Source organism: Blautia sp. HCN-20427, assembly GCF_037890365.1.
In the GTDB taxonomy this organism is placed as follows: domain Bacteria; phylum Bacillota; class Clostridia; order Lachnospirales; family Lachnospiraceae; genus Blautia.
On record NZ_JBBKBX010000005.1, the window covers coordinates 11,920 to 37,821 of the forward strand.

Annotated in this window: 29 protein-coding genes; all 29 read right to left on the bottom strand. The window is 36.5% G+C overall.

Annotation, left to right across the window (positions count from 1 at the left end):
- Positions 1 to 16: 16 nt before the first annotated feature.
- Positions 17 to 1,591, bottom strand: coding sequence for a recombinase family protein (locus WKT17_RS04115; protein WP_118752715.1), 1,575 nt, complete (start codon positions 1,589 to 1,591; stop codon positions 17 to 19).
- Complete coding sequence (locus tag WKT17_RS04120; RefSeq protein WP_340271867.1) at positions 1,581 to 3,272, bottom strand: recombinase family protein; 1,692 nt, start codon at positions 3,270 to 3,272, stop codon at positions 1,581 to 1,583. The genes WKT17_RS04115 and WKT17_RS04120 overlap by 11 nt, the downstream gene beginning before the upstream one ends.
- A complete protein-coding gene (locus WKT17_RS04125) occupies positions 3,265 to 4,932 on the bottom strand; it encodes a recombinase family protein (RefSeq protein ID WP_165853166.1) in 1,668 nt (555 codons plus the stop codon). The genes WKT17_RS04120 and WKT17_RS04125 overlap by 8 nt, the downstream gene beginning before the upstream one ends.
- A gap of 150 nt (positions 4,933 to 5,082) precedes the next feature.
- Positions 5,083 to 5,337: a DUF6870 family protein gene (locus WKT17_RS04130; protein WP_055172445.1), complete on the bottom strand. Its 255-nt coding sequence runs from the start codon at positions 5,335 to 5,337 to the stop codon at positions 5,083 to 5,085.
- A complete protein-coding gene (locus WKT17_RS04135; protein WP_340271869.1) occupies positions 5,337 to 5,882 on the bottom strand; it encodes a recombinase family protein in 546 nt (181 codons plus the stop codon). Before WKT17_RS04135 ends, WKT17_RS04130 begins: the two co-directional genes overlap by 1 nt.
- 635 nt (positions 5,883 to 6,517) lie before the next feature.
- Positions 6,518 to 6,973, bottom strand: coding sequence for a sporulation initiation factor Spo0A C-terminal domain-containing protein (locus WKT17_RS04140; protein ID WP_117843860.1), 456 nt, complete (start codon positions 6,971 to 6,973; stop codon positions 6,518 to 6,520).
- Positions 6,974 to 7,000: 27 nt separating this feature from the next.
- On the bottom strand, positions 7,001 to 7,357 hold the full coding sequence (locus WKT17_RS04145; RefSeq protein WP_117467681.1) for a helix-turn-helix domain-containing protein: 357 nt from the start codon (positions 7,355 to 7,357) through the stop codon (positions 7,001 to 7,003).
- A gap of 249 nt (positions 7,358 to 7,606) precedes the next feature.
- On the bottom strand, positions 7,607 to 7,816 hold the full coding sequence (locus WKT17_RS04150) for a hypothetical protein (protein ID WP_117467683.1): 210 nt from the start codon (positions 7,814 to 7,816) through the stop codon (positions 7,607 to 7,609).
- A gap of 90 nt (positions 7,817 to 7,906) precedes the next feature.
- A complete protein-coding gene (locus WKT17_RS04155; RefSeq protein ID WP_055056046.1) occupies positions 7,907 to 8,539 on the bottom strand; it encodes a PBECR4 domain-containing protein in 633 nt (210 codons plus the stop codon).
- A 365-nt stretch (positions 8,540 to 8,904) separates the two neighbouring features.
- The gene (locus WKT17_RS04160; RefSeq protein WP_340271870.1) at positions 8,905 to 9,513 is read right to left on the bottom strand and encodes a hypothetical protein; all 609 of its coding nucleotides are present in this window, start codon (positions 9,511 to 9,513) and stop codon (positions 8,905 to 8,907) included.
- Between the two features lie 187 nt (positions 9,514 to 9,700).
- A complete protein-coding gene (locus tag WKT17_RS04165; protein WP_055056048.1) occupies positions 9,701 to 10,030 on the bottom strand; it encodes a winged helix-turn-helix domain-containing protein in 330 nt (109 codons plus the stop codon).
- A gap of 493 nt (positions 10,031 to 10,523) precedes the next feature.
- Positions 10,524 to 12,299 (bottom strand): ABC transporter ATP-binding protein, encoded by a 1,776-nt coding sequence (locus WKT17_RS04170; RefSeq protein WP_055056049.1) that lies wholly within the window; start codon positions 12,297 to 12,299, stop codon positions 10,524 to 10,526.
- Between the two features lie 64 nt (positions 12,300 to 12,363).
- Positions 12,364 to 12,564, bottom strand: coding sequence for an Apre_1838 family putative sactipeptide bacteriocin (locus tag WKT17_RS04175; protein ID WP_081019422.1), 201 nt, complete (start codon positions 12,562 to 12,564; stop codon positions 12,364 to 12,366).
- Between the two features lie 63 nt (positions 12,565 to 12,627).
- Positions 12,628 to 14,181, bottom strand: coding sequence for a radical SAM protein (locus tag WKT17_RS04180; RefSeq protein WP_227159163.1), 1,554 nt, complete (start codon positions 14,179 to 14,181; stop codon positions 12,628 to 12,630).
- A gap of 143 nt (positions 14,182 to 14,324) precedes the next feature.
- The gene (locus tag WKT17_RS04185; protein WP_055056051.1) at positions 14,325 to 15,563 is read right to left on the bottom strand and encodes an ABC transporter permease subunit; all 1,239 of its coding nucleotides are present in this window, start codon (positions 15,561 to 15,563) and stop codon (positions 14,325 to 14,327) included.
- Position 15,564: 1 nt separating this feature from the next.
- Positions 15,565 to 16,452: an ABC transporter ATP-binding protein gene (locus tag WKT17_RS04190; protein ID WP_055056052.1), complete on the bottom strand. Its 888-nt coding sequence runs from the start codon at positions 16,450 to 16,452 to the stop codon at positions 15,565 to 15,567.
- Between the two features lie 131 nt (positions 16,453 to 16,583).
- A complete protein-coding gene (locus WKT17_RS04195; RefSeq protein WP_117689888.1) occupies positions 16,584 to 17,648 on the bottom strand; it encodes a sensor histidine kinase in 1,065 nt (354 codons plus the stop codon).
- A gap of 14 nt (positions 17,649 to 17,662) precedes the next feature.
- The gene (locus WKT17_RS04200) at positions 17,663 to 18,169 is read right to left on the bottom strand and encodes a VanZ family protein (protein ID WP_055056054.1); all 507 of its coding nucleotides are present in this window, start codon (positions 18,167 to 18,169) and stop codon (positions 17,663 to 17,665) included.
- Between the two features lie 11 nt (positions 18,170 to 18,180).
- Positions 18,181 to 18,876, bottom strand: coding sequence for a VanR-ABDEGLN family response regulator transcription factor (gene vanR / locus WKT17_RS04205; protein ID WP_055056055.1), 696 nt, complete (start codon positions 18,874 to 18,876; stop codon positions 18,181 to 18,183).
- A 502-nt stretch (positions 18,877 to 19,378) separates the two neighbouring features.
- A complete protein-coding gene (locus tag WKT17_RS04210; protein WP_055056056.1) occupies positions 19,379 to 19,621 on the bottom strand; it encodes a hypothetical protein in 243 nt (80 codons plus the stop codon).
- A gap of 223 nt (positions 19,622 to 19,844) precedes the next feature.
- Positions 19,845 to 20,426, bottom strand: a complete 582-nt coding sequence (locus WKT17_RS04215; protein WP_117689887.1) for an accessory gene regulator ArgB-like protein — start codon at positions 20,424 to 20,426, stop codon at positions 19,845 to 19,847.
- A 4-nt stretch (positions 20,427 to 20,430) separates the two neighbouring features.
- Positions 20,431 to 20,580 (bottom strand): cyclic lactone autoinducer peptide, encoded by a 150-nt coding sequence (locus WKT17_RS04220; protein WP_081019423.1) that lies wholly within the window; start codon positions 20,578 to 20,580, stop codon positions 20,431 to 20,433.
- A 141-nt stretch (positions 20,581 to 20,721) separates the two neighbouring features.
- Positions 20,722 to 21,135 carry a hypothetical protein gene (locus tag WKT17_RS04225; protein WP_026648511.1) on the bottom strand — a complete coding sequence of 138 codons (414 nt, stop codon included), beginning with the start codon at positions 21,133 to 21,135 and terminating at the stop codon, positions 20,722 to 20,724.
- 98 nt (positions 21,136 to 21,233) lie between these two features.
- Positions 21,234 to 22,544 carry a sensor histidine kinase gene (locus WKT17_RS04230; RefSeq protein WP_117689886.1) on the bottom strand — a complete coding sequence of 437 codons (1,311 nt, stop codon included), beginning with the start codon at positions 22,542 to 22,544 and terminating at the stop codon, positions 21,234 to 21,236.
- The gene (locus tag WKT17_RS04235) at positions 22,531 to 23,259 is read right to left on the bottom strand and encodes a LytR/AlgR family response regulator transcription factor (RefSeq protein ID WP_026648513.1); all 729 of its coding nucleotides are present in this window, start codon (positions 23,257 to 23,259) and stop codon (positions 22,531 to 22,533) included. The genes WKT17_RS04230 and WKT17_RS04235 overlap by 14 nt, the downstream gene beginning before the upstream one ends.
- Positions 23,260 to 23,634, bottom strand: a complete 375-nt coding sequence (locus tag WKT17_RS04240) for a helix-turn-helix domain-containing protein (RefSeq protein WP_055056059.1) — start codon at positions 23,632 to 23,634, stop codon at positions 23,260 to 23,262.
- Positions 23,635 to 23,769: 135 nt separating this feature from the next.
- Positions 23,770 to 24,432 carry a DUF6973 domain-containing protein gene (locus tag WKT17_RS04245; RefSeq protein WP_117689885.1) on the bottom strand — a complete coding sequence of 221 codons (663 nt, stop codon included), beginning with the start codon at positions 24,430 to 24,432 and terminating at the stop codon, positions 23,770 to 23,772.
- A gap of 233 nt (positions 24,433 to 24,665) precedes the next feature.
- Positions 24,666 to 25,091 (bottom strand): hypothetical protein, encoded by a 426-nt coding sequence (locus WKT17_RS04250; RefSeq protein ID WP_117467776.1) that lies wholly within the window; start codon positions 25,089 to 25,091, stop codon positions 24,666 to 24,668.
- Positions 25,092 to 25,118: 27 nt separating this feature from the next.
- Positions 25,119 to 25,901, bottom strand: a complete 783-nt coding sequence (locus WKT17_RS04255; RefSeq protein ID WP_117689884.1) for an ABC transporter permease — start codon at positions 25,899 to 25,901, stop codon at positions 25,119 to 25,121.
- Position 25,902 lies beyond the last annotated feature (1 nt).

Sequence of the window (25,902 nt, forward strand, 5' to 3'; positions counted from 1 at the left end):
CTCTCCCGGTTCTTTCTTATCCTATTGCTTCCAGAAATTCGTCCCTGTATTTCCATACAATTTCAATATGTTCCGGATCATAAAAATTTATGACTTCAATCAGCTCATGCAGAACTTCATAAGACAGCTCTTCCAATCCCTTATATTTTACAAAAAGTTGCAGTCCCTCTGATTTCTCCTTTTGTTTTTTCTCCTCCCCTTTTAAAATTCTTGCTTCTATCTCCTGTATCTTTTGCTGATAAACTGCTGTCTTCTCCATACAGGTTTGTTTTCGTGCCAGGTAATCTTTCAAAGAAATCTGTTCTTCTGCATATTGTTCATACAGTTCCATTTTCTCCTGTTTACGAAGCGCCAGCTTCTTTTCATATTGCTTTTTCCGATATCGGAGTTTCGGAATATTCAAAGTCTGATTGGCTTTCTTTAACTGCTTTATGGTATCCTCTGCAAGGGCTACCTGCTGTCTTATCATAATTAGCACCAGTTCTTCCAACTCTTTCTGCTTATATTTCTTTGGATAACAGGAAGCATTGGGGGCTGTCGTAACACTTTTACAATAAATCGGCTTTTCTTTGTATTCTGTCCGTATCCGCATTTTCCGACCACAATGTCCGCAACGGATCAAACCTGAAAAAATATTCTCAGAAGACGGTGTCCGCCCATAATATTTTCTGTCCTTCTGTACCATGTCCTGGATCTTCTGAAGCTCCTGCTCCGTTACAATCGCTTCGTGTCCTCCTTTTACGCAAATCCAATCCTCTCTTGAAATATATCGGTACTCTCTTTTTGACGGAACCCTGGTTTCTGTTTTCCCTCTTACCGTCAGTCCTGCATAAACCGGATTAAACAAAATCAGCTTTACTAAATTTCCGTCCCAGAATTTCACAGATTTCTTTGCTTCCGGCGCCCAGCCTTTCCTTTGAAGGTATACGGTAGGTGTTTCAACTTCTTTTTTATTCAGGTCCCTGGCAATGTCTGCATAGGTCTTTCCTTCCAACCTTTGGTCGAAAATCCCCCTTACAACGGAAGCTGCCTCCATATCCAGATGAAGTTTTGTATGAACACCGTCATGGAAGCAATATCCGTATGTTGGGATTGAACCATGATATTGTCCCATTTCAGCCTGTTTCCTCATAACTTTTTTGATATTGTTGGAACAAATCTGGGGATAAATCCCATTGATCAGGTTCTTAAATTTAATCTCCGTATCCTTTCTTTCGGAAGGTTTCTGGCTGCTGTCATAAAAATCATTGATTGAAATGAAACGCACCCCAAGGAACGGAAATATTTTTTCGATATAGTTTTGTGTTTCTATGGTATCCCTTCCCAGGCGGCTCAAATCTTTGACAATGATACAGATCCGTTTTCTCCTGGTAATCAGCCCCATCATGCGCTTAAATTCCGGGCGGTCAAACGTTGTACCGCTGTAACCGTCATCTACAAAGAAGAAAAACTTTGCCCCTGCAAACTCCGGCTGGTTTTCTACAAAGTGCTGAATTAAAAGCCTTTGATTTTTAATGCTGTTGCTTTCCTCCATTTTTTCTTTATCATCTCTGGAAAGACGCAGATAAGCAAAAACAAAATCACACTGCATACGGAAGACCTCCTTCCATATTGTCTAGTTCTTTTTCCAGCTCCTTTTCAAATAAATCCCCAAACCAGAACACGATTTCCACATAGTCTTTGGAATATACCGTAATCTTTTCAATAAAGCGGTCCGCAATTCCTTTCTCTATCTTCTGAAATCTTTGGTACTTTAGAAGTTCCTCTGTCCAATCCATTCTTGCCTTCACCTGATCTAACAGGTGCTGTCCACGAAGCTGTATCTGCTTCATATTCTGCCTGGCTGCTTGCTGTTCTTCCTGATAGATTGATTTAATCTCCTGATATTCCTTGCAGTCCAACAGCCCGGTAGCATAATGCTCAAACAAGGTTTCCAGTTTTCTTCCATATTTCTCATACTTCTGTCTGGCATTTTTTATTTTTTCTGCTACCTCCTGCTCCAGCTTTTGATAAAACTCTGCACCATAGGTTTTCTTACTTTCTACAGCAAGCTGGATCTGGTAGCGGAGTGCTGCCTTGACTGCCTGATTGATGTAGATTTCATTCACCGTCCGGAAACATTCCGTATGATCTGTAAGGGAAAAGGAAGGGCATTTATAAACCATATATTTGTGTTTCTCATTACCTCCGCTCCTGCTTCTTCCAAGACGTCTTCCGCAATGCCCGCAGAAAATCCTTCCCTTAAAAGGGCCATCTGCCCCCTGTTTTTCTTTTGGGTTTGCAGCCCAGTTATCCAACGTATCTTTCCAGCGTTCCTTTGCAATTTCCTGTGCTTTCTCATAAATCGCCCGTTCCACAACTGCTTCCCAGGCATTTTCACACACTTCCCACTGCTCTTTTGGTATCATCTGAAGGGGAATATTCTGCGCAAGCATCTGTTTTGTTTTCCCATAAACAGCAGCACCTATATAAACGGGGTTCTGTAAAATCTTCCTGATACCGTCTGATCTCCATAACCGCCTTTTTTCCGGCTCCTTTCCCTGTTTCCTTTTCTGGTAGCTGTCCTCCGGTCCTAATACCTTTTTACCATTCAGTTCCCTTGCTATATCATAGCTTGACATTTCTTCAAACACATACCAGTAAAAAATCTGCCGGATTATTTCTGCTTCCTCTGGTTCCGGCACCAGCTTCTTACTGTTTTCCTCTGCTCTTTGGTATCCATAAGGAGGTCTGGAACCCCAAAACTCTCCCCGTTCCCTGGACAGCCGGTGCGCCTGTACCAGTTTCTCTGAAACTTCCCTGGCATAATAATCATTCATAAAGTGTTTCAAAATATTGGTGGTCCGGTCTTCTACACAAGCCGGGTTTGCACTGTCATATTCGTCCATAACGGAAACAAACCGGATATTTAAGGTTGGGAAAATCACATCAATCAAATCTACAGCATCTAAGGCGTCCCGTCCAAACCGGGCAAAATCCTTTACAATGATGCAGTCAACCTTTTTATTTGCCACATCTTCCATCAACTCTTCAAATGCGTCCCTTTGGAACGTTGTACCTGTCACACCATTATCTGCATAGACTTTTACCACCAGCATTTCCGGGTGTTTCTTTGCGTAGTCTTCACAGATCTGTTTTTGGATATAAATGGAATCCCTTCTGCCATGCCCTCCGTCCTTTTCGGAAAGCCTTACATAAATATAGGTTCTCAGATACTTAACTTCCGGCTTGCTGCTTTGTCTTCTCTGTCCTCTTTTGCTTACCTTAGGCACTTGCTTCCGCCCCCTTTCCTTTCAGGAAGGCTTCCACACGCTGATCCGGCTTTGCCCTGTTTACCGTTTCCAGCAGTCCCAATACCTTTTCAAATTCATCTTCAAACCAAAAATGAATGATAATACGCTTCTGCTCATATACCTCAATCCGTTTAACCAGATTTACCAGCATTAAGCGGTCCACTTCCGTCCGGTCCCGGTATTCCAGAAAATACTCCAGCCACTCCTGCTGTTTTTCAAGGGTTTCCTGCAAGTTTCGGATTTCCCTTTGCTGGCACTCCATTGCCTGCCGGATTTCCTCTAAAGACTGGTCATACTTTGCTTTGAAGGTTTCAAATTCTGTCCGGTCCAGGATTTCTTCTGCAAAACTGTCATACAGTTTTACTTTAATGTTTAAAATCCTCTGGCTCTCCTTTTCCAGCATCTCCAGTTTTTTGTCTTCTTCCAAAAGCCGCTGTCTTGGGATTGAGGCAGTTTTTACATACGCCAGTATCTCCTTCAGCTCTACCAGAACAGAAATATAATGCAGGATTGCTTCTGTCACAGCCCCTACCAGTTTTTTCTCACTGATACTATGGGAACTGCACTGCTTTTCATAAAGGGAAGTCGAACATACATAATAGTGGTGGACTTTATCCGGGCTTTTCAGCACCATGCTTTCTTTACAGTCCCCGCATTTTACCAGACCGGAAAGAAGCGCCAGCCCCTTTGCCCCTCTCATGGTATCCATGTTCATCAGGTTGCCCACCACTTCATATTGGTGTCTGTTGATAACCGGCTCAAAGGCATTTTCATACCGTATCCACTCAGCTTCCTCTTTGTGGATCACAACCTTTACTTTATGGTTTGGCGTTGTGGTTTTTCCCTGTATCAACACTCCGGTGTAGCGTTCATCAAGAAGGATACGGCGCACCATAGTTGGCATCCAGACCGGTTTTTCCGTCAGACGGAACCCTGTCTTTAATTTCTGTTTTAAATATACCTGCTTATACCGAAGGGGCGTCAAGATCCCACGCCGGTTTAATTCTTCGGATATATCCGTTAGGCTGCAGCCCTGCATTTTCATGTGGTAAATATCCCGTACAACCGAAGCTGCCACTTCGTCCATAACTAGCTTATGTTTATCCTCTTCGGATTTCAGATAACCATAAAAAGCAAAAGGCGCTACACACTGTCCGGCTGTCATTTTGACATACAAATGAGAACGCACACTTTTGGAAGTATCCGCAGGATAAAGGTCATTGATTAAACTTTTAAATCTCAGGGTAAGGAAATCACGATTTGGCGTGAGGCTGTCATAATTGTCATTGACAAGGATCAGGCGCACACCCATTTTCGGCAGGATACGTTCCACATACTGTAAAACACCGGAAAAGTCCCTTCCATAACGGGAAAGGTCTTTGACAATAATACAGTCTGCTTCCCCCTCTTCCAGCATACGCAGCATTTCCTGAAAACCGGGGCGGTTAAAGTTTGTGCCGGTATATCCATCATCTACACATTCTTTTACCACCTGAATTTCAGGGTGGCTCTTTAAGAAGCTATGGATTAGTATCCTCTGGTTTGATATGCTGTCGCTTTCCCTGTTATCACCATCTTCGTCAGAAAGGCGTAGGTAAACAACCGCACGATAGATTTTTTTAAGTATTTGATTCTTCATTGTATTCGCTCCTATCATTTAGATTCGTCAGCCGATTCCCTAAATGATAGAGGCTGCTGGGTCCTTGCCATCATCCTACCATAGTCCAGAAGGTTTGTCCACCCTGTAATCTGCCAACAATCCGCTTTCTTCCCTATCCCTGTCGTAGCTTTACCATTTCATCTGCACAAGGCTTTGCATGGCTTCCTCTATGGTACGGTTGGTAGAAGCAAACCCAATCTTTATGGTGATCCCTTTATATTTCAGAAAATAAGGGTTCTTTCCGGACTCCAGGATTTCCCGGACCTTCTCCGGTTTGCTTTTTTTTACATCAATCTTCAGTTTCTCTACATCTTGTATCTCTTTCGGGTCAATGTCCTCAAACGTCATTTCCCGCATCTTCAGCAGTTCTTCCCGCGAGAACATTATATCCCTTCCCTGGTACAGCAACTGCACAGATGCGCATCTAAGTCCTGCTCAAATTGTTCCTGTTTCTCCCAGGTGTGCATTAAATATTGTTTCAGTCTGGCATAATCTAAAATCCCATAACCGATACAGTCTATCTGCACCTGGAAAGCCTGGAGCAGTTCCATAGTCTGTAAAATTTCCTCCGGACAATAGGATAACCTGCTAAGCCCGGATACCACAATCACGTCAATCATGCCTTTTCCTGCAAGCACTGCCAGCCTCTGCCAGTTTTCTTTTTCTATGGAATTACCACACCCTACACCTTCCAGGATCGTAACTACATGGTATGTCTGCTGTTCACAGTAATGCAGGCTTTTTTCTTTTTCATAATACAAAAGCCCGGCACAGGGAATGGGAATATCCAGATACACTGCTGCACGCTGGGGAATATTCCTATTTTCTATCTCTTCTTTTCCTTTGCAGATCCATGTAGGAAACAGCATTCCTCCATGAAAGATCTCTTTATCTTCTGAAAACAGTTTCTGTAACCTCTCTCTCTTCATTGCTCTGCCTCCTCTTTCTTTGGCTCCTGTTTTCATTCCAGGGCTATAAAGAAACCGGCGTTTCCCCATAGCCCTAAAATGAACCCATTTTACACACCATACCGGCAGGGCCTTCCCTGCCAGCATGTTTTTTATTTTCTCACCCCGGTGTGAACGGGAGCATGTAGGACCGGCCCGGCTGGCCGCCTGACACCCTGCAGCACCCTTTCCCGCTGCAGCATGTCCCAGACGCTACCCTGGTTGCAGTGTTTTATGCAAAGGTATCATTATCATTCGGCTTTCAGACTGCCTGCCACCCACAGCCTATGTCCGGGCGCTGCTCACACTTTTCCTTCATCTTCTACGATTCCTTGTTTGATCCGCTTCTTTTCTGCCTTACCTGCTGTCAATGCGGACAAATGTATCTTCGCACAGCTCATGACCCTGCATCACACAAAATAGAATGTGCCGAAATGTTTTGTGTCCTTTAAGATATTTCTATATTTTAGCGTCAGAAATGACACGTTTGTTTCAAAAAAATATCACCATACCGATATTCAGTTTTCAAGGTTCTCTCCGGCTGAAAACATCAGCCTGCCAAAAGACACCATAACCCTGATGTGTTTTGGCAGACTGTTTTCTGTCTGCATTTCTCTTTATTTCTTTAACCGGATAATCATATCTGCCCAGAATTCTGTGTATGCCTGCCGCATTAACTCCAGAAGCCGGGCTTCGGTAATTCCTGTAATTACATTTTCTTCTTTCTTTTCCGGTTTTGGTTCCTGTACTTCCAGTGCTTCTTCCCGTATTTTCATCGTAAGCATGGATAAGGAAGGGGAATTGGCACAGTTAATAAAACCGATATAATGGTTCACCACATCATAATCACCTCTGCAGCTTCGGACAATATCAAACGCATGACGGATTGCCCGTTCTACCCTCTGTCCTGTCGTGCCATGTTGCTGGGCCACCTTAAAATACAGATATGTCGTTTTAATCTTGCTGTCTTCTTCCAGAAGCAAAACACCGTCTACGATATAACCAAATCCTTTTACATTGGCAGGCATTCCCATTTTAAATAATACTGCTTCCACCTTTTCTCTTGATAACATTTCCCTTTTCCTCCTCTATCTGTATTCTCACTTCCTGCTGTCTTGCTGATATTTCTTTAGCCCTTTCTTAATTCCCTCTATGGAATAAATCAAAAGGCTAGTTTCCCTTTCATCACAATCCTGTACCAGATACCAGATTTTTTCTTTCAGCATCATATCTTTTTTCGCTGTCCCCATGTGTATAAAGTGTTCTTTTATGGGAATATCCATAGCTTCCAACAGCCGGATATAGGTTTTCATACCCATAGCTCTGGCATGTGTTTCGATTTTGGCCAGATGGGATACAGAAATATCCGCTTTCTCTGCAAGCTGCTCCTGAGTCAGTCCCCTGGATTCCCGCAAGGCTTTTATAGCATCTGCTACAATATAAAGTTCATTCTGCATTCTTTTATCTCCTCGTTGATTACACGCTCTATTATAATTACAAATCCTTTCCCTGGTAATGGACTATGGAGGCAAGATTTCCCAGTTTCATTACCATTTCTTTCCTTTTTTGGTTTTAGAGATTTATTATATCTGAACGAGTTGAAAACGATTTTTGCACCATTTACGAAAAAGCACTGCATTATCTCTTCATTTAGACATAAAAAAGGAGAGAACGTCACATATCGACTCCTCTCCAATAGCTTCTATTCATCTAAGATATTTGCCAATACATAGGCTTACTTGTTTTTTTCTTTCCAGGAACCTCCGTATCTCTTTCACACTATCTAATATGGGAATGGACGGGGCAGACGGGCTGCATACTGGATCTTGACTGGACATTTCCAGTGCGTTAATAAATGCTTCTGCCTTTTTGGGGTCTTCAATCACAAGCTCTGTAAGGATACTTGATGTAGCCATATAGAAAGAACCTCTTTTCTATCTTAAAAAATTCTTTCGTAAGAAGATCCTGCAGTATTTTCTATACGCCAAGACCTGTACTCTCCATTTTTATTTATGTAATAAAGTTTGATCCAGCATGTTTTTAATTTCATCTGGAAGACCGTCTATCGTTGCATTTTCATCTAAAAACAGTAAATTTGTATATTTTTTCGCATCATTCGGCGCTGAAAAAATATGAGTTACTGTATATGCTGTTCTACTTTTAGAAAAGCAATCTTCATCTCGCAGCGATTCTACTACAAAGCAATCGCCCTTTTGCTGCCCCTTATCATCATACTCTTTATTTAAGCATAGAGTAAAATTAAGATCTGTTGTGCCAAACTTATAAGTTCTCGTGTCTGTAACAATCTCTTCCAGCATAAATCCTTCTGAGCCAGCCAGCATTGCAATCTGTCCGATATGCTTAATCTTACGCTTACACAATGAAAAAGGGTGCTGCGGTGTAAAAAATATCTGCGAAGCCTGAAGCATCTTTTTTGCTGCATAACTATAAAACTTTTTTGCTGAAAGGTTCGTGGCCACACCTGTCAAGTGCCTAAAATTGGCAGCTTTATAAAGCACCTCAATATATCTGCCTTCAAATACATATAGAAATCTTTTACCTACTAAATGCTTCCTATACAGATCAGCAGCCACTTTAATCTCCTGTACAATTTTCTCTCTATCCTGTTGTTTTCCCATCTATCTTTTCCCAATCATCACTATAGTATAAAAAAACAGCACTGGACAACTTTTTTGTTATCCAGCGCCCATAATCTTAAAAAGCGGTTTTATGCTGGCTGTCAGCCGCGACATCCTTCCGAATGTCTAAAATGTCGCCGGTATCATTGAGTCCCCGGCGCGGACTCACCGTATCTCCCTGGTGTGGGCGTAATACCCTTCCGAGTATCAAATAGTCCCAGTAATTACCCTGCCCGGGCACAGTACAGCTTTTACGTGCCGCTACACGAAACCTTTTGGCTTAATTATATTATATGCGATACCCTAAGAAATATCAATAGTTTCCACAAAAAATTGATTGGTTGTATCTTATTATAACCCGTTACTTACCGTTTCAATAAACGCTCCCTAGAAGCTGTATCCAATACTATTTTATGAAAATCCAGCATTGCGTGCTCTTGCATCAGTTTCTCACCAAGTTTCACAAGAGGATTGGTTTCCCATTCCGAATCAATTCCTGTTTGATGATAGTATCTTGCATAAGCAAATCCCTCAGCTACCGCATCTGAATTTTCAAATATTCCCACTATTGCATCTGTAAACTGTACAATGATTAAGCTCCCAAAAATCCCCTGCAATTCTTCCGCATTCGCATCATCATATTTCTCTACATCAAAAGACAAAGAGAAATCATACGTATTCTCTTTTCCGTCTTCTGTTTCATAAGAAATTGTTCCAAAAATATCTCCCTTGCCAGACGGAAGTTCGATTGACTCTGAAAGCTCTAATTTATATTCAATGTTATTGAACACTGTCGTTGCTTCAAACATTTGTGATATACAGGTACCTTCTTTTTCATAAATATCTTTCTGTAAAAAGGAAATAGGATTATACTCCATATTTTCCCATATCTGTTTTCCCTCCACTGTCCGTTTACACAAGGAATCTAAAAGCAACATCATTGTTTCCTGATCTATTTCTTCATATACGTTCATAGTCAGCCTCCTTTTTCTTTGGATAGTCCACAAAAGCTCTGTAAGAGTTTATCTCAATTTCTAGTTACAACGTGATATTTAGTCAAATGACGTATGTACGCGCTTTCTTATAGTTGCCAATATTATATGGCGTATCTCCCAAAAATTCAATCAGAATATAAAAACTTTTACTCACACTATCCTGCCTTTACATCTTTTTTAGTCTATACCCTACATTGATCAATGTTTCTATAATATCATGCCCCATCTTTTTTCGTATCTTCCATACTACGTGTTCCACTGTTTTGTACGGAATCTGATCATCATAATAATTACTCTCCCAGACCGAACAATAGATATTCTTCTTTGGAATAACCCAATTTGGCCTTTGGGCTAAAAGATACAGAACTTCAAATTCCCTGGGCGTTAAATCTATTTCCTTTCCTTCGTAAATAACCTGATAGGACATTGGATTTAACTGCAGTTTTCCATCGCCCAAAACTACATTCTCTTTATATTCTGGAAAAACATACTTCATCTGTATGCCTCCTCTTGATTTATAAATTTCTAACTGTTCCCATTCCAGAAAGAAATACCGAACGAAATATCCAACATCCGGCACTTTTTTAGTTATTTTTACTTTTTACATAATTTCTATCTCTGCCATCTTTTCTATAATTGTGAACTTCCTGAAAAATTAACTCTCATTTTCTAAAAATAGTTTATTTCAGCCGTTTACAGTGAATTTTATAAATTCCTCGTAGAGTTAATTAACTCTCAGAATTTTACTTTAAATCCGATGGAAACATTGAAAACACTCAGTTGTTTCAATCGAGCGTTAATTTTCACAGAAGTTCACAATAATATGAATATGCTTCTTACTTTTCAGATTAGATATGTTCCGTTTTATGCAAGCGCCTAATTTTAAAGTTGTGCATATCCACCGAATATTCATCCTATAAATAATTGTTGGGAAATGTTAGAACAGCAGCATTTCTCTCTATTTCCAAAAGGAGAGTAGGCATCATGCATTACCCTTTATTTTTTAGGTTCTCTTGATTATATAAATCTTGATATACACTACAATTTTTCAATAACTCTGCATGTGTTCCTATACCTACTATTTTACCCCCATCTAATACAATTATTTTATTAGCATCCTGTGCAATTTTTACTCTATGGGTTATATATATTGCTATCTTATTTTTACTCACCTCAAAAAAACTCTTAAAAATTTTGGTTTCTGCTGTTACATCTAATGCGGAACTAGGCTCATCCAACAAATATAAATCTGCATTTTTATAATAGGTTCTTGCTAACGCTATTTTCTGCCATTGACCACCTGATAATTGACCTCCTTCATCAAACCAATTTCCTAATCCTCTTTTTAGTTCGTATCCTCTTTCGGTTTTTAAAAAATCAACGTTTGCTTTGCACAATGAATTTTTAATTTTATTTTCATCGACTTCTGTACTAATATCTCCTATATAAACGTTCTCTTCCAATGTACCTTCATACTTTAAAAAATCTTGAAAAAGAACAGATATACAATTCCTGTAACTCTTTACATCAATATTCTCCAAATCAAGATTATTAACAAATAGCTTCCCACTAGTAGGTTTATATAACCCACATAAAATTTTAAATAAAGTGCTTTTCCCAGATCCATTTTTTCCTACAATTGCAATCTGTTCGTTTGATTTAATTTTTAAATTAATGGTAGATAGTGCCATTTTACATTGAGGATAATCGAAAGATACGTTTCTTAGTTCAATTGTCTTTATATTATCTACTTTTGTACCACCTAACGCATTCTCCCCTTCTTTTATTTCTAAAAAATCTTTTAGTAATTGTATATATAAATTTGCGTTATAAATAGAATAAACATTAGAGGCAATGCTATTTGTAGCATTTTGCATCATGGACACAGCATTTAAATATGACATAGTGGTTCCTATCATTTTTTTCCCTACGTAAGCCAAATATATTGCAATAATCATTATAATTATACAAACTATATCTTGTATAAACGAAATAATCATATTTAAAACAGCTCTGGTTTTTTCAATTTCATTGGCTTGTTTTATGAAAGTTTTGACTAAGCTACAATATTTATCCAGCAAATATTTTTTTAATCCATATGCTTTTACCTCTTTAAATGCTGTATCATGTGTAAGTAAATATGTATAATACCACGCTTTTCTTTCTTTTCCACTGCGCTCATATCTCATTAGAAATTCTTTATTACCAACATAAATTTGTCCTATAAACATTAATATTGACACAGCAATCATTATAATCACAAGAATTGGATTCCATGAAAGTAGTATCATTGCGGCTGAAAATAACGAAACTAAATTAGATGCTAAGCCTAATACCCCTTGCATGGTCTGATATGGTTTATTTCCAATTTCTTGTTCTAAACGATTTATCATATCATATGTTTCTGTTCTCTCTAACATTTCCAATGATAAATCCCCACATTTTTTCATAAGAATGTAATTTATTCCATAAACTAAATGATTGTTTAAATTGTTTAAATTATAGCTTGCTAAATTCTGTAAAAGCGATTCCGAGATAATTAGCCCGAAATATAAAATCAAAAGATACACCACATATTGATATGATTGTGTCTTGTTTTGTATTTCATTTAACAACTGTTGCATTACCAATAAGGACGAAACAGGAAGAATTCCATTTATTATAGACAAAATAAATGCCAGAATAAATTTTGCTTTACATATTTTACAAATTAATCTTATCGTATAATAAATCAAAAAAATATTCCTTTTTATTTTTTTTAGCATGATTTTTCTCCTATATAGTGAAGGCGTAGCACATATAGTACTACGCCTTCGTTTTTACTACCTCTTAGAGAGTACTAGAACGGAATGTAGCAACAGCATTTACTCTGTTACCTGTACGATACTCTCCTTCGCCACCACAGCCACAGCCACAATGAACACAACCATCATCATTGCCTCTGTAACCTGCATATCCATCAGTACACATGCATGCTCTCGGCTGCACTCCTGATCCAGGTGTTCTTCCAATTGGATTTACAAACTTCATAACGATTCCTCCTTTCTTTGTAATTTAAATACATCTATGTAAATATAAACGTATTTACCTTTGTTAATGAATTTCCATTTCATTATATTGTTCCAATTCGCTTGGATTTGCCTCCATTAATGCATGATATCGTCTTAAATTGTCTTCCAAATACTTTCTTTCGTTTCGACATGAATTATGTCGATATGAAAGATGTAATCCATTAGCATCGTAGCAATTAACATAACATAATGTACATAAATTAACTGCCCAACATTCTTTACAATACTCTTTTGCTTCTTCTATAAAGTCTTCAACATAAAGTTTCTTAATTTTTTCTTTATCAAATCCCTCATTCACATTGCCTAAACAAGGTATATTTCCTACTTTTTCACAATGTAAAAATTCACCTTTTGTAGTGACATAAATCCTTCTTTGTCCCGGCACGCAGCATCCATTCATTCCATACTGTTGAATAGGTGTTTCTGTCAACAAGCGTTTGTGTATAATCATCATTCCCTTATCCATATAACCATCCGTAAACAAAGTTTTTTCTGTATTATCTGGATTTGATTTATACACTTCTTCCCATTTCATTAAAGGTTCATAAAACTCTTCCATAAACCATCTATCTTCTTTTCCTTGCGGTAAAAAGTAATCACTCTCTGACGGTCCATGATCTACCGTTGCAGTCAAAATCATAACGTCTTTGGGAATCCATTCACTTTTTTCGATAAACTCCTGAATTTTTGTATACTGTTCAAGATAACCTGGTCCCGATACAACCATATTAAATCCAATCTTAGAACTCTTTCCTTCCTTATGGAATGCTTCAAATAGTTTTTTTGCTCCCATAACTGTTTTTTCAAAGCTACCTGTCCCATTAACCATAAGCCGATTTGCATCGTGCATTTCCTGAGGACCATCCAAGCTAATAATAATATTGAAATTATTTTTGGCAAAATACTCTGCGATCTTATCATTTACCAATGTTGCATTTGTAGTGATTGCAAAGGACATATCCTCGCCAAATAATTTTTTAGCATATTCAACTGCTCTTTCAATAAGTTCAAAATTTAGTAAAGGTTCTCCACCATAAAATCCAATGTGCCTATTTTCTGCATTTTGGGAATGCTCTTTTAAAAAATCAATAGCTTTTTTTGCAACATCCCATTTCATGTTTTCATGTCCGAACGCCCTGTATTCTGGATGAGAAGGATGATAAATACAATATTTGCAACGTAAATTACATTTTTCAGTAACTTCAAGAGTAACATTCTCAACCTTATTTTCAAGAATATCATCTAACTCTGTTACTGCATCACCTGTCAGCGTTTTTAATGGTGGAGCTTGTAAAATATGTTCATTTTCCATTGCCGACTTAATTTCTGAAATTGCATCCTCAAACTCACTTTTACTTAATTGAAGATTTTTAATATCTTCGACTGGCATTCCCTCCAATAAACTTTTCAGTACAATGTAAACGTTCGAATTTAATTTGGCAACTTTTCCAGTTCCTGTATCATAAAAATAATAATTTTTTTCTGTCTTAAAAACTTTACCCAAGCGCCCAATTCTTCCATTTTTTTCGATTTCAGATACCAGCGATTCTAAAGATATTTTTTTCTGCTCTTTCACTCTAAACACTCCTTTCATTTGGATTTTTTATTATGAACCGATTATATCAATAAATCCCCCAAAATATATTTTGATGTAACAATTTCGATACTTGATGTAATAAATCCTCTATACTTTATGAATATAGCCCTTTTTCCTTATATTTACATCTGGTGCCTACAATAAGTTCGAACTGTAAGAAATAAGAAAACAGGAATCTCAATCAATGCGGAAATTAATATAGTATACGGTGTCCAAAAACTCATTCCCCCAATATGTAGGTAATTAAAATTGATAAGTTGATACAGAAAATTATTTTGCATACCAAGTCCCGCAGATGGAAAAATAGCTGAAATCCAATTTACCCCTAATGCTGTGTAAGCAAAAGTCGGAATAAGGACTATGCCAATAGCAATCAACAATACCGTCAATGTATCTTTGCATTTTGCTGATAAAAAAAAAGTACAGTAAACACAAGCTAAAACAGATATCAACCCTACTAACGAAATAACAATCTGCATCTGTGCTAAGTCCCAGTTTGGCAAGTTAATAATAGAAAACAACATTTGAACAGAAGATTGTAAACAATTTGTTCCAAATGTGATATCTGAAATTGCTAAGTGCAGTGTAATACACATAGTATACACAACCATCACAATCATACTGGAAGCCAATATCTTTGTAATAGCTAATCTGGTACGACCATGCTTTGCACAACGCAAAATACTATCCGCGCCTGATTGATATTCACCAGAAAAAATAGGCGTGATAATGGAAACACATAAAATTGCCAAAATCATAATATAAAGCTCAACATAGTCAAACGCGTCTTTGGAATATCCTGCATAAAGTTGAAATGGCATATCGACTTTTTTATATTGTTCTAAGGCTTGTTGTTGTGCGGCCGGATGATTGCGTTGCTCATTCCTCATAACATCTGCCAGATGAGTTTCACATTTCTGATAATAATTTTGTGCAACATCTTCTGGATCAATATCCATAAGATCAGGTCCTATTCCAGTTAACGGATCAGCATATAGTTCTGGCAACGCTTTAAGCAATGGACGAATAGGTACAATCTGTTTAATACTGACAGAAAGCGGAAATGTGTCACTTTCCATAGGACCATATTCGTTTATCAAACTTTGATAAATTCTCAAAGCCTCACTCACTTTTTCTGGAGTAACTTCGCCATTTATAGCAGAATATAAATCACGCTTAAATTCGATTGCCTCCATACCATCAAGTTCTGTTTTTGTTCCATCTGGGTTTGGACGATTTATGGACTCAAAAGCAATCGGCAGATATGCCATAACAACAGACATAACCAGAGCCACAGCAATTAAGATAAGTGTGCGTCGTGATTTCAGGACACGCTTTACTTCTAAACAAAATAAACGCATATTATTTTTCCTCCCTTTCGACATCTTCTTGTGGAAACAACCATAAATACAAATCTTCCAAACGCGGCTCCGCAAGAATGGAACCCTCTACTTCGGAGTGCTCTGCAAGATAACGAATAGATATTTGATTATTGTCCTCGCCTCGCTGATTGATAATCCTCAGACGCATTTCATAGTCCATCATCTTATGAGCAGGAATCGCACAGCTCCATACTTTCCCCTCAATCTGTTTTACCAAATCGCTTGTTGTTCCCACATCAATAATCTTTCCAGCTTTCATAATCGCATTACGAGTTGCAATATATTCAATATCAGAAACAATATGCGTAGAAATCAACACAATACGGTCATGGGAAAATTCCGAAATGAAGTTTCTAAACCGTACTCTTTCTCCAGGGTCAAGTCCTGCTGTTGGCTCATCCATAACAAGAATTTTAGGGTCATTCAGCATGGCCTGTGCAATTCCTACACGACGTTTCATACCACCAGATAGTTGTGCAATTTTTTTTCGCTTCACATCAGAAAGGGTAAGAATATCCAACAGATAGTTGATTTTCTTTGTGGTTTCTCTGAGCGGCACATCCTTTAGTGCAGCAACATATTCCAGATAGTCTTTGACCGTAAAATCGCGGGAATAGCCAAAATCTTGTGGCAAAAAGCCAAAGATATTGCGATAATCTGCTCCCATTTTATGAATGTCTTTCCCATCCAAAGATATACGACCACTACTAGGTGTCATAATGTCTGCAAGTATTCGCATGAGAGTGGTTTTTCCAGCCCCATTTGCCCCCAATAATCCCCATACGCCAGTTGTTAATGTAAGGCTGACATCATCGACTGCAGTTTTATCTTTGAACTGTTTGCTGATGTGTTCAATCTTTAATTCCATAGGTGTACTCCTTTCTCTTAAACAAAAAACTGTCCTTGTTCAGTAACTATTGTACCGAACAAAAACAGTTTAATCTCAAAGATATGGAACAAAATCTCCTAAGAAATTCCTAAGATTTTACTTCTAAATGCCTAATCAGAAATGGGAAGCATAATCACAAAAGACACCATCTCATTTTCGCTAAACGCAGTAATGGTTCCACCATGTAATCGTATAATTTCCTCTGCAATCGACAGTCCTAATCCTGCACCGCCTGTATCAGAAAGGCGGGCTTCATCCAAGCGATTGAATTTTTCAAATATGCCAGAAATTTGTTCAGGTTCAATAGTCCGTCCATGATTTTCAAAGTTTATTTGAACGCTATTACCACAACGCTTTGCAGTTATAATAATCTCTGTATTAGGATAGCTGTATGCCGCTGCATTTTTCAAAAGATTACTAAAAACCCTTGCCAGCTTTTCCGGATCAGCATATACAACTAAATCATCATCAACCGTAAAAGCAGCCGAATTGCCTTTTGCAGATAAAGAGGGATATATTTCATCAACTACCTGTGCCAACAAACACTGTAAGTCTACCTTTTCTTTCTTTAACGAGACAGTGTGTGCATTATATTTTGTAATTTCAAACAATTCATTGATAAGCTTTTCAAGTCGTTCAGCCTTACTTAATGCAATTTGAACATATTTTTCTTTCTGTTTTTCAGGCATATCCGGTGCTTCGTGGAGTAAACTTAAATATCCAATCACTGTTGTTAGGGGAGTGCGTATATCGTGGGCCAGATACATAACAATTTCATTTTTCCTATCCTCAGCTTCTTTTGCTACCTGTTTGCTTAACAACACAGACCGTTTAATCTGGTTAAGTTGTTCCTCTAATTCTTTAAGGGGATCAGACAATGCTACAGGATGATCATTCTGCTCATAAACTGTCTGTGTTGCGGAAATAACTTCATCCAAATATCCCCATGGTTTTTTCCAGAAGTAATTAAATATACATACAAAACCAATGATTAGATAGAAAATAAAAATCATATCTATACGCCAGTATAGCCATGATAAAATTTTGCTATCGAATTTCGGAAAAATGAATTGTGCCAAAATTTCCAGTCCTATACCAGTTACAGTATATAAAAATAGTACTAAATATAATTGTACTCCAAGCCGCTTTTCCGTAGTAAGTTGCTTTTTTTTCATAAGCACGCCTCCAATCAATTTAAAAATAAAAGAAGTGCCAACAGACCGATTATGAAGGTGCTCACAATTACAGCAATAACCAAAAATAATTTATCTGCTTTTTCTCGACTTTTTAGCAATCGAGCCACAATAGAATATAAAGCAATACCCAAAAGACCGCCTGCTGTGTTAGTAATCAGGTCGGTAATATCAGAACTACCAATAGCAAGTATATACTGTGTAATTTCCAGCAATAGACTTATTCCAGCAATTATCAATAATTTCAAATAGGATTTGCTCTTAAACAAAAGCATTTGCAGATATATGCCCATTGGGACAAAAATCAATAAATTTTCAAGAACTTCTTTTATGTGAAAATCTACTCCAATCTCTTTATCGTAATAAAATGGAATAATATTTATCTTTCTTACAGTGTCTAAATCATTGATATTGAATTGCAGCTTAAATAATATTATCCAAACCAAAAGTGCCAGATAAATCAAAAAAAGAACTGACACCCCAAATTTTCGCTTTCTTTTCATGGGTTCTCCTTTCAGATTTTATAACCTACTCCCCAAATTGTTTTGATATATTTCGGGGTATCAGAAGTATCTTTTAATTTTTCACGCAAATGTCGGATATGCACTGTGATAGTGCTGCTATTTTTTGAATAATATTCCTCTTTCCATACTGCATGAAATAAATATTCAATGCTTACAACCGTCCCGGCATTTTCCAACAAAACATTAAGAATTGAAAACTCGGTCGGAGTCAGCGACACATTCTCACCATCCAATAGACATTCATGTGTCTGCACGTTCAATCGTAATTTATTGTATGAAAGTTCTGGCTTTATTCCTTCTTCACTTGTAACGGATGAATATTTTTTGTAGCGTCGTAGCTGGGCTTTTACTCTGGCAACCACTTCCAAAGGACGAAATGGCTTTGTCACATAATCATCGGCACCTAATGTAAGTCCAGTAATTTTATCTGTTTCCTCAATTTTGGCAGTTAGCATAATAATGGGGTAAGTATATTTTTCACGAATACGCTGACATAAGGAAAAACCATTTATATCCGGGAGCATAATATCAAGAATAGCAAGATCTATATCGCCCTTTTCAATACAAGGTATTGCATCTTTAGCACAGTAATATTTATAAACAATGTAATTTTCATTTTGCAAATAAACTTCCAGTAAATTTGCTATATCCTTCTCATCATCTATAACTAATATTTTTTCGCACATACCATCATCACCCTCTTTCCATAATTTGAATTATAACAAATTTCCTTTATTTATTCATTATGATTTTCATTAAAAACTATTAAGATTTTCATAAGAACTTTTATATATACAAACACTTCTGCCTTTTCGTGCTATTTAATTATAATCCTATTAAGAATTCTTGATATCGTTATATAAAGCTCTATTACTTACCAGATGTTTTTTGTACAAGTCAACATCTATCTTAATTTCCTCTATAATTTTTTCTCTATCTTGTTATCCCATGTCCATTATCTTTCAAAGCAATTTTATGCTGACTGTCAGCCGCGGCATCCTTCTAAAATTGATTTTTAAGCTAAAAGGTATAAAAGCAAGCTAAAGTTTTCCCTTTCTTTTCTCAATATTATGTGTTAGTGATTTCATGAGATGTCACAAGATTGCTCACATCAGTTGACGCTCGTTTGGTTAACTTTCTGTCACCAGTCAGTTAGGCAATACCGCCTGTTTCCAGGCGGTACCTGCTTTATGAAGTTACCATCCTAAGCATCTCGTGTTCCACAACGAACTTGATCATATAATCATCGATCAATCGTTTCTGATTTTGAAACGCATACATCAAAGCTTTTTCACAGACACGGTTGATCATCCGTGGGATTCCTGCAGATGCCTTATGGATCTCATCCAATGCCTTGGTTGTAAATATCTCTTGCTTACATCCTGTACAGTGCATATCGATGCGTTGACGGATGACTAACTGTTTCTTCACACGCTTTCCTTTTGTATGCTGATGGCAGTATACAGGTTAATTCAGAGACAGGCAAGTAAATCAGTTGTTTGATGATTCATGAGGTCAACAACAATTATGGTATCTTTGTATTCCGAAAAAATATTCTGCATCTTTTCCTCCCACAACAGTCTTTTCTATATTTCTGTACAGTTTTACCATTTTAAATAAAAAACGCGGAAACAATAATATTTTATCATTCCCGCTAATTTTTCTCTTTTTCAACTTTATACTTTATGATGCCGATACATTGTGATATAAAAACGGTCAACGCTGTCAACGCAATCAAGGATAAATATTTTTTCATACCTAAAGCTGTACAACAGCCAGCAGCAATGAAAATAGCTCCTAGTATTTTACCTGTTACTTTTCGGCAATGTTCCTTTTCTTCTTTTTTCAACTCATGGTTAATGTTTTCTACAGGAGAAAGTTTCCATATACAAATGGAACTGACCAAAATAATCCCCCAAGCCACAAACAGCTCTAATGGATATTTGTTATTAATTTGCAAAATCATAACTTGAACAGTAACAGAGCATATAAAACAAGCCTTAAAGCTATTCAGATGTACACCACCAGCATAGGTTCTTAAAAACATAAAAACACCTGTAGACACAAGGAATTCTGGGATTGTATGCAAGTATATCGCTATACTCATACAGACGAATAGGCAAATTAACATCTCTAATCCAATCTGAAATCCATATTGATATACTGCATACAATTCCTCTGAAACTGCACCGGCATCAATAACGTATCTTGTTATTTTTTCCGATAATCTTCCCATGAAATTAAAGTTTCTTCATTTTTTTCAATGCTTCTGGCATCTTTGGCTGATGATAAATATAACAGCAAGCACTGTCCGCTGACATTTTACCAAGTTTCAGAGATAAATTTGCTAATACTTTTGCTGGCTGATTTTTTAAATTTTTAGATTTCATAATTAAAATCTCCTTTCATTTGTTTACCAATACATTACTACAAAAAATCTCCCATTCGGTTCTCTTGTAAAAAAACCGAGTATTGATGTAATTTTTCCCAAAAAGGCAGCAAAAAAGAAGCAATGTTTCTCCGGTTCTTTCTCAACATTGCCTCTTTTTTGCTGATGTATGTTTTTTTATATACCAATTCCATAAAATCAGGTTCTCTATCTTTTTCTTATATTTTCGTGTGTTATCTATTGTTTCTATATAATCGTAAGCTCCTGCTTTCAGTATAGAAAAAATATCCTGTATTGATCCCCCTTCGCTAATAGCAAGAATAGGCGTTAAATGCCCCAAACTCCCTTTTATTTTTATAATAGCCGCAAATGCCCTTTCCCTCTCTATTATCTCTTTAGTAAAATGGAAAATCACAACATCTGCCGTTGGATATCTATTGTTTTCCAACTGTTGATAAGTACACCATTTTAATTGGTGTTTTTTCCCAATAATCCTTTCAGTACTGTTATACAGTTTCTCATCATCACTAAACAGCAATATTTTCACGCTATCCATATATCAGTCCCCATACCGCATACCAAATTTATCTTTCCATTTTACCATTCTTTCCTTTCTCATTATTTTTTATGTAATTATTTCGAGTGTTCATGTAATTATTCCTGCACATTACTATATAAGACTATCCGAATTTTAAATTTTCCTGGTTCTGAATCCTCTATTACCACTGATCCATGATATTTTGCTACTGCCCGATACACAGAGGCTAAACCTACTCCATGATTTTCTGCATCTGACTTTGTAGATTTCAAGCGGTTATCTCTTGTTTTTAACAGCTTCCCTTTATAACTATTGTCTACGAACAATAATAGATTATTTTTATCAAATTTCATTTTGACATTTATATATCTATTTTCTTCAACCTTCTCTGCTGCTTCCACTGCATTTTCCAGTAAATTTCCCAATATCAGACTCAGATCAGCTCCTTTAAAAGGCATTATCATCGGAATACAAATATCCGTTTTAAAAATTATTCTTTTGTTTTGGGCAGTTACATACCAATATCCAATAAGTGAATCAATCACAATATTCCCACTATTCGATATTGAGGCAATCACCATACCGCCCTCTCCCATAATTTCTTCAATAAAACCTGTCATTTTTTCATATTCTTTATTTTCTGCATAAGCAAGAATGGAAATAAGATTATTCTTCATATTGTGTTTTATATCCCGCAACTGCAACATTGAAAGTTCTCTTTCTTGCTGATGACGTTCGCATAATTCCAGTTGCTGTTCATATACTGCTGCCATTCTCCTTAACCGCAAATCATCAGCCAACTTCATATAGACATAAAATATCAATATGTTCATACCAAGTAAAATAAGTACAGTAAATGTAGAGTTTATACGAGTACGTCCATTATTATTTGCAAATCCAAGCATAAATATATTGTTCATGATATAAATGCTTCCTGTTGGGATCAACACAAGTAAAATACTGTATCTGACCGGCAATTCCTTAATATCATCATCTGTGAACACTTTCTTTAATGCAAGAATTACTGCATTAAAAAATATTTTTGAAACGAAAGAGCCTACTTGGCGAACTGCAGCATATTGAGGGCAGTATGTTAGCAAAATATAGTTGCACAGGGTTTCCATCAACATCCAAATCGCATTAAAGGTAATTACAAATACACCTTTGTTCCACCATCTACCTTCATAAGTCATCATAACTGCCAAAAACGTAAACATAATCGTCACAGCAATATTGATGTAGGCAGGAAAACTAATAATCGTTGTTATTCCAAATTGCCAAATCACGAACAGCGTTATACCGATCACCGACAAATACCTTTTTCTCTTACGAGCAAAAAATATATCGAAATAAAAAAAGAATAAATATACTGCCCAAAGGCAAAGCAATATATCTATCCCACACATTAATACCCTATTCGTCCACATAAAACGTATCCTCCATAGAACAATATTGTTCACTAATTATCTTTCTCCGGTCTTCACTGATTGAAATTTTTTGTCCATTATCCATTACTACAGAATCATAAGATTGTCCGGATATATGTTTATAATTCACCAGAAAAGACTGATGAACTCGCAAAAAAGAAATTTTACATGTTTTAAGGGTTTCTTCAATCTCATTAAGTTTTCCGTACAGTTCAAGGATTTCTTGTTCCGTTACAATAAATATTTTTCGTTTGTTGCTTTCAAAATATAAAATATCCTTGATTGGTACTTTATGATTCATACGTTGATAACTATAGCGAAAATAAAAATCTTCACTATTAATGTCTTCATATACCGACTTAAAGCACTTTTCCATTATTTTATCTGTTACAGGTTTTACAAGAAACTGAAACGGTCTTACCTCAAAGGATTCCCTCATATAACTTTCATGGCTCGTAACATAAATAATTCGCACATTTTTATCGTATGTTCTAATTCTTCTAGCTGCCGAAATACCATCTTCTTTATCCATTTCTATATCCAGATAAATAACATCATACCTCTCACCTGCTGCGATAGCATCTGCTAAACTCTTTCCATTCCAGAATACTTCTATTTCAGTATCAACAAAATTTCTTTTAGCTATATCCTGGAGAAGTCTTTCGATTTTTCCAGTTATTTGAATATCATCATCACAAATTGCTATATTTAACATTCACTCCACTCTCTTCTGCATGTTTGCTGATTTTTTCTTCTCACTCGTTTTTTTTACTATTTGTATAATTGACCAAATCATCTCCTGATCACATGGATCTAACTCTTTATACACTTCCACTAAATCGTAATATTCGTCTAGTACTTCGTTCATTTTCATCTGCCCATTCAAATCTCTTTTTACATCTGAAACTCCCAGCAAATAATCTGTTGTTACATTGAAGTAAGCAGCAATCTTTTTCAGAATATCTACTTTTATTAACGTAACATCTCTTTCGTACTTACTCAACATTTGCTGTGTTATCCCTAATTCTACTGCAAGGATTTCCTGTATTAACCCTCTTTTCTCACGTAATTGTTTAATACGACTTTCCATAATTGCCTACCTCTTAATCATGTTGTACTATCATGCTACCCTATTTCATTCATAGCGATACAAATAATAGAAGTAATCAATTACGCAAAATATGCAAAATACGAAGACGAGCAGTGCAATCGCACTGCTCAAATCTTATTCATGTAGCCATATAAATGATGTTGTTGCGGAATATATTTCCTGATAAATAATATCCGCCATTTCACTTTCAGAAGCTTCTTTATTTTTTTCTCCTATTTCTCTTCCCACTTCATTGTTATGTAAGTCCATATCTCTATGTGCTGTTTTTGGATATCCGTCTGATTCTGTTCCTGTAACATCTTTGTCTTCATGAGCAGTTGCAAATAACTCTGCTCTTTCTTTTCCTATTAAAACAGTCATTTCAGCATTCCAAATTCCATGACGAAAAGCATCACTTCTATTTCCTAAACCATTTGTCCCAAATTTTGCCTCTGTCTGCGAAGTAGCAATATTTTTTGCTTTATTTACCTTTAGGGCATCAAAAGGATAACGAATACATAGTTTCTTTTCTGAATCTGTAAGCGCATTCCAAATATCTATAATCCCCCTTTCCACATCTTGATGATTGGCTTCCAAAAAAGACATGAGCATTTCTTCTGAATAATCTGGGTGAGTGGCCTTAATGTTCTGGATTTCTGCAATCAATTTTTCAAAATCCCTTTCTTCTGCACCAATCAAATCACTTCTTTGCTGGTCATTTTCGCTTGCCATAACAGAGAATGGAAAAGCCATTATCACCACCAGCATTAGGCTGAATACTTTAAATAGTTTCTTCATAGAATATACCTCCGATCTCATATTATGATTATATTTTACCATATTTAATGTACTATCCCATCTACATGTAATTTTTTCGATTCCCTGTGTAATAATTCCCATAGAGGCATTTTCAAAAAAAAGAATGGCAGTATTAAACAACCGCCATTCCACTCTTCATATACTTTTTACCACAGTAAAATGCAACCAAACCTGTATCTTCCAAATTTACCCATTTTTAGCATTTTCTATCTTTATTTCACTTCTATTTTTACTGTTCCTGAAAAATCATTACCTACAATCCCGATATAATTACTGCCATCTGGTAATGTTATTGTATTTTCATAAGTACCTGTTGTTTTTATTAAAGTTTTAGGTTCATTGCTACCAGAAATAATGAATATTTCAGCTTCTCCTTTTGTTATTTCTAGGTTACAAAACAATTCAACCTGCTTCCCTGCCGCTCTTTCTATTGTTGTTCCTCCAAAAAGATATTCTGTATCAGAAAATTTTTTGTACTCTGCTTGATATGTCCCCGTATAATAATCTTCCCCATAATCTCTTTTCCCTTGCAGGTTTATATCATTGGTTAATTGTACTTCTCCCACCTTTTCGACTACTGCATTATATTTTTCCAACACCTCCTCTTTTGAACACCCAGACAATAACAAGCAAAACATTAGAATAAAGAAACAACTTTTTTTCACTTATAACCACCCTTTCTTTGGTTTGACTTTTTTTGTTTTTGTACGAGTTTTTTTGTTCTCCTTTTCTTTCATTGTTGCGACTAAAATTACAGAAATAGCGACAATAATTATCAAGCTACATAAACACAATGGAAAACTCCATTGTACGGATGTATCATAACTTCTATACCCAATTAATCCCAGACTTGCAGTAATAGGATATATATTAGCCAATGTCATATTTCCTGCTGCAAACATACCTCCATATCCATACACAAAAGCAACAATGACACCTATCATAAAGCCGCCTGATAGTCTGCTTGTTATAACAATAATTGGTAATACCGCTAGATACAAAAGTAAATTTTCCAATGTTATTTGTACTAGCCCTTGGATTACCAAATTTACTGTAAATCCAGGAAAACCAACTATACACTCTGCAATTAACGTAAATATCGTACAAATAAGCCCAAATAATATTGATAACATTGCACATACAATAAGTTTTCCTACCAACAACTTTTTAAATGAAATTGGAATGGTAATAATATTCTTCAAAACATCGTCTTTTTCTTCCCGCGATATAATATATCCAGCAATCAAAGCTATGCACATTGGGAAAATCATTGACATATTATTTTTGATTACCTGCTCTATTAAGTATCGAAAATCCCATACAGATCCATCATTAGCCATAGAAGTAAAAAGTGTCAATAGAACAGAGAGTAGCATAAGAGCTATCCCCGCCCATATAATATGATAACGTTTTAATTTCAATAATTCTGTTTTTACAATAGTCCTCAAT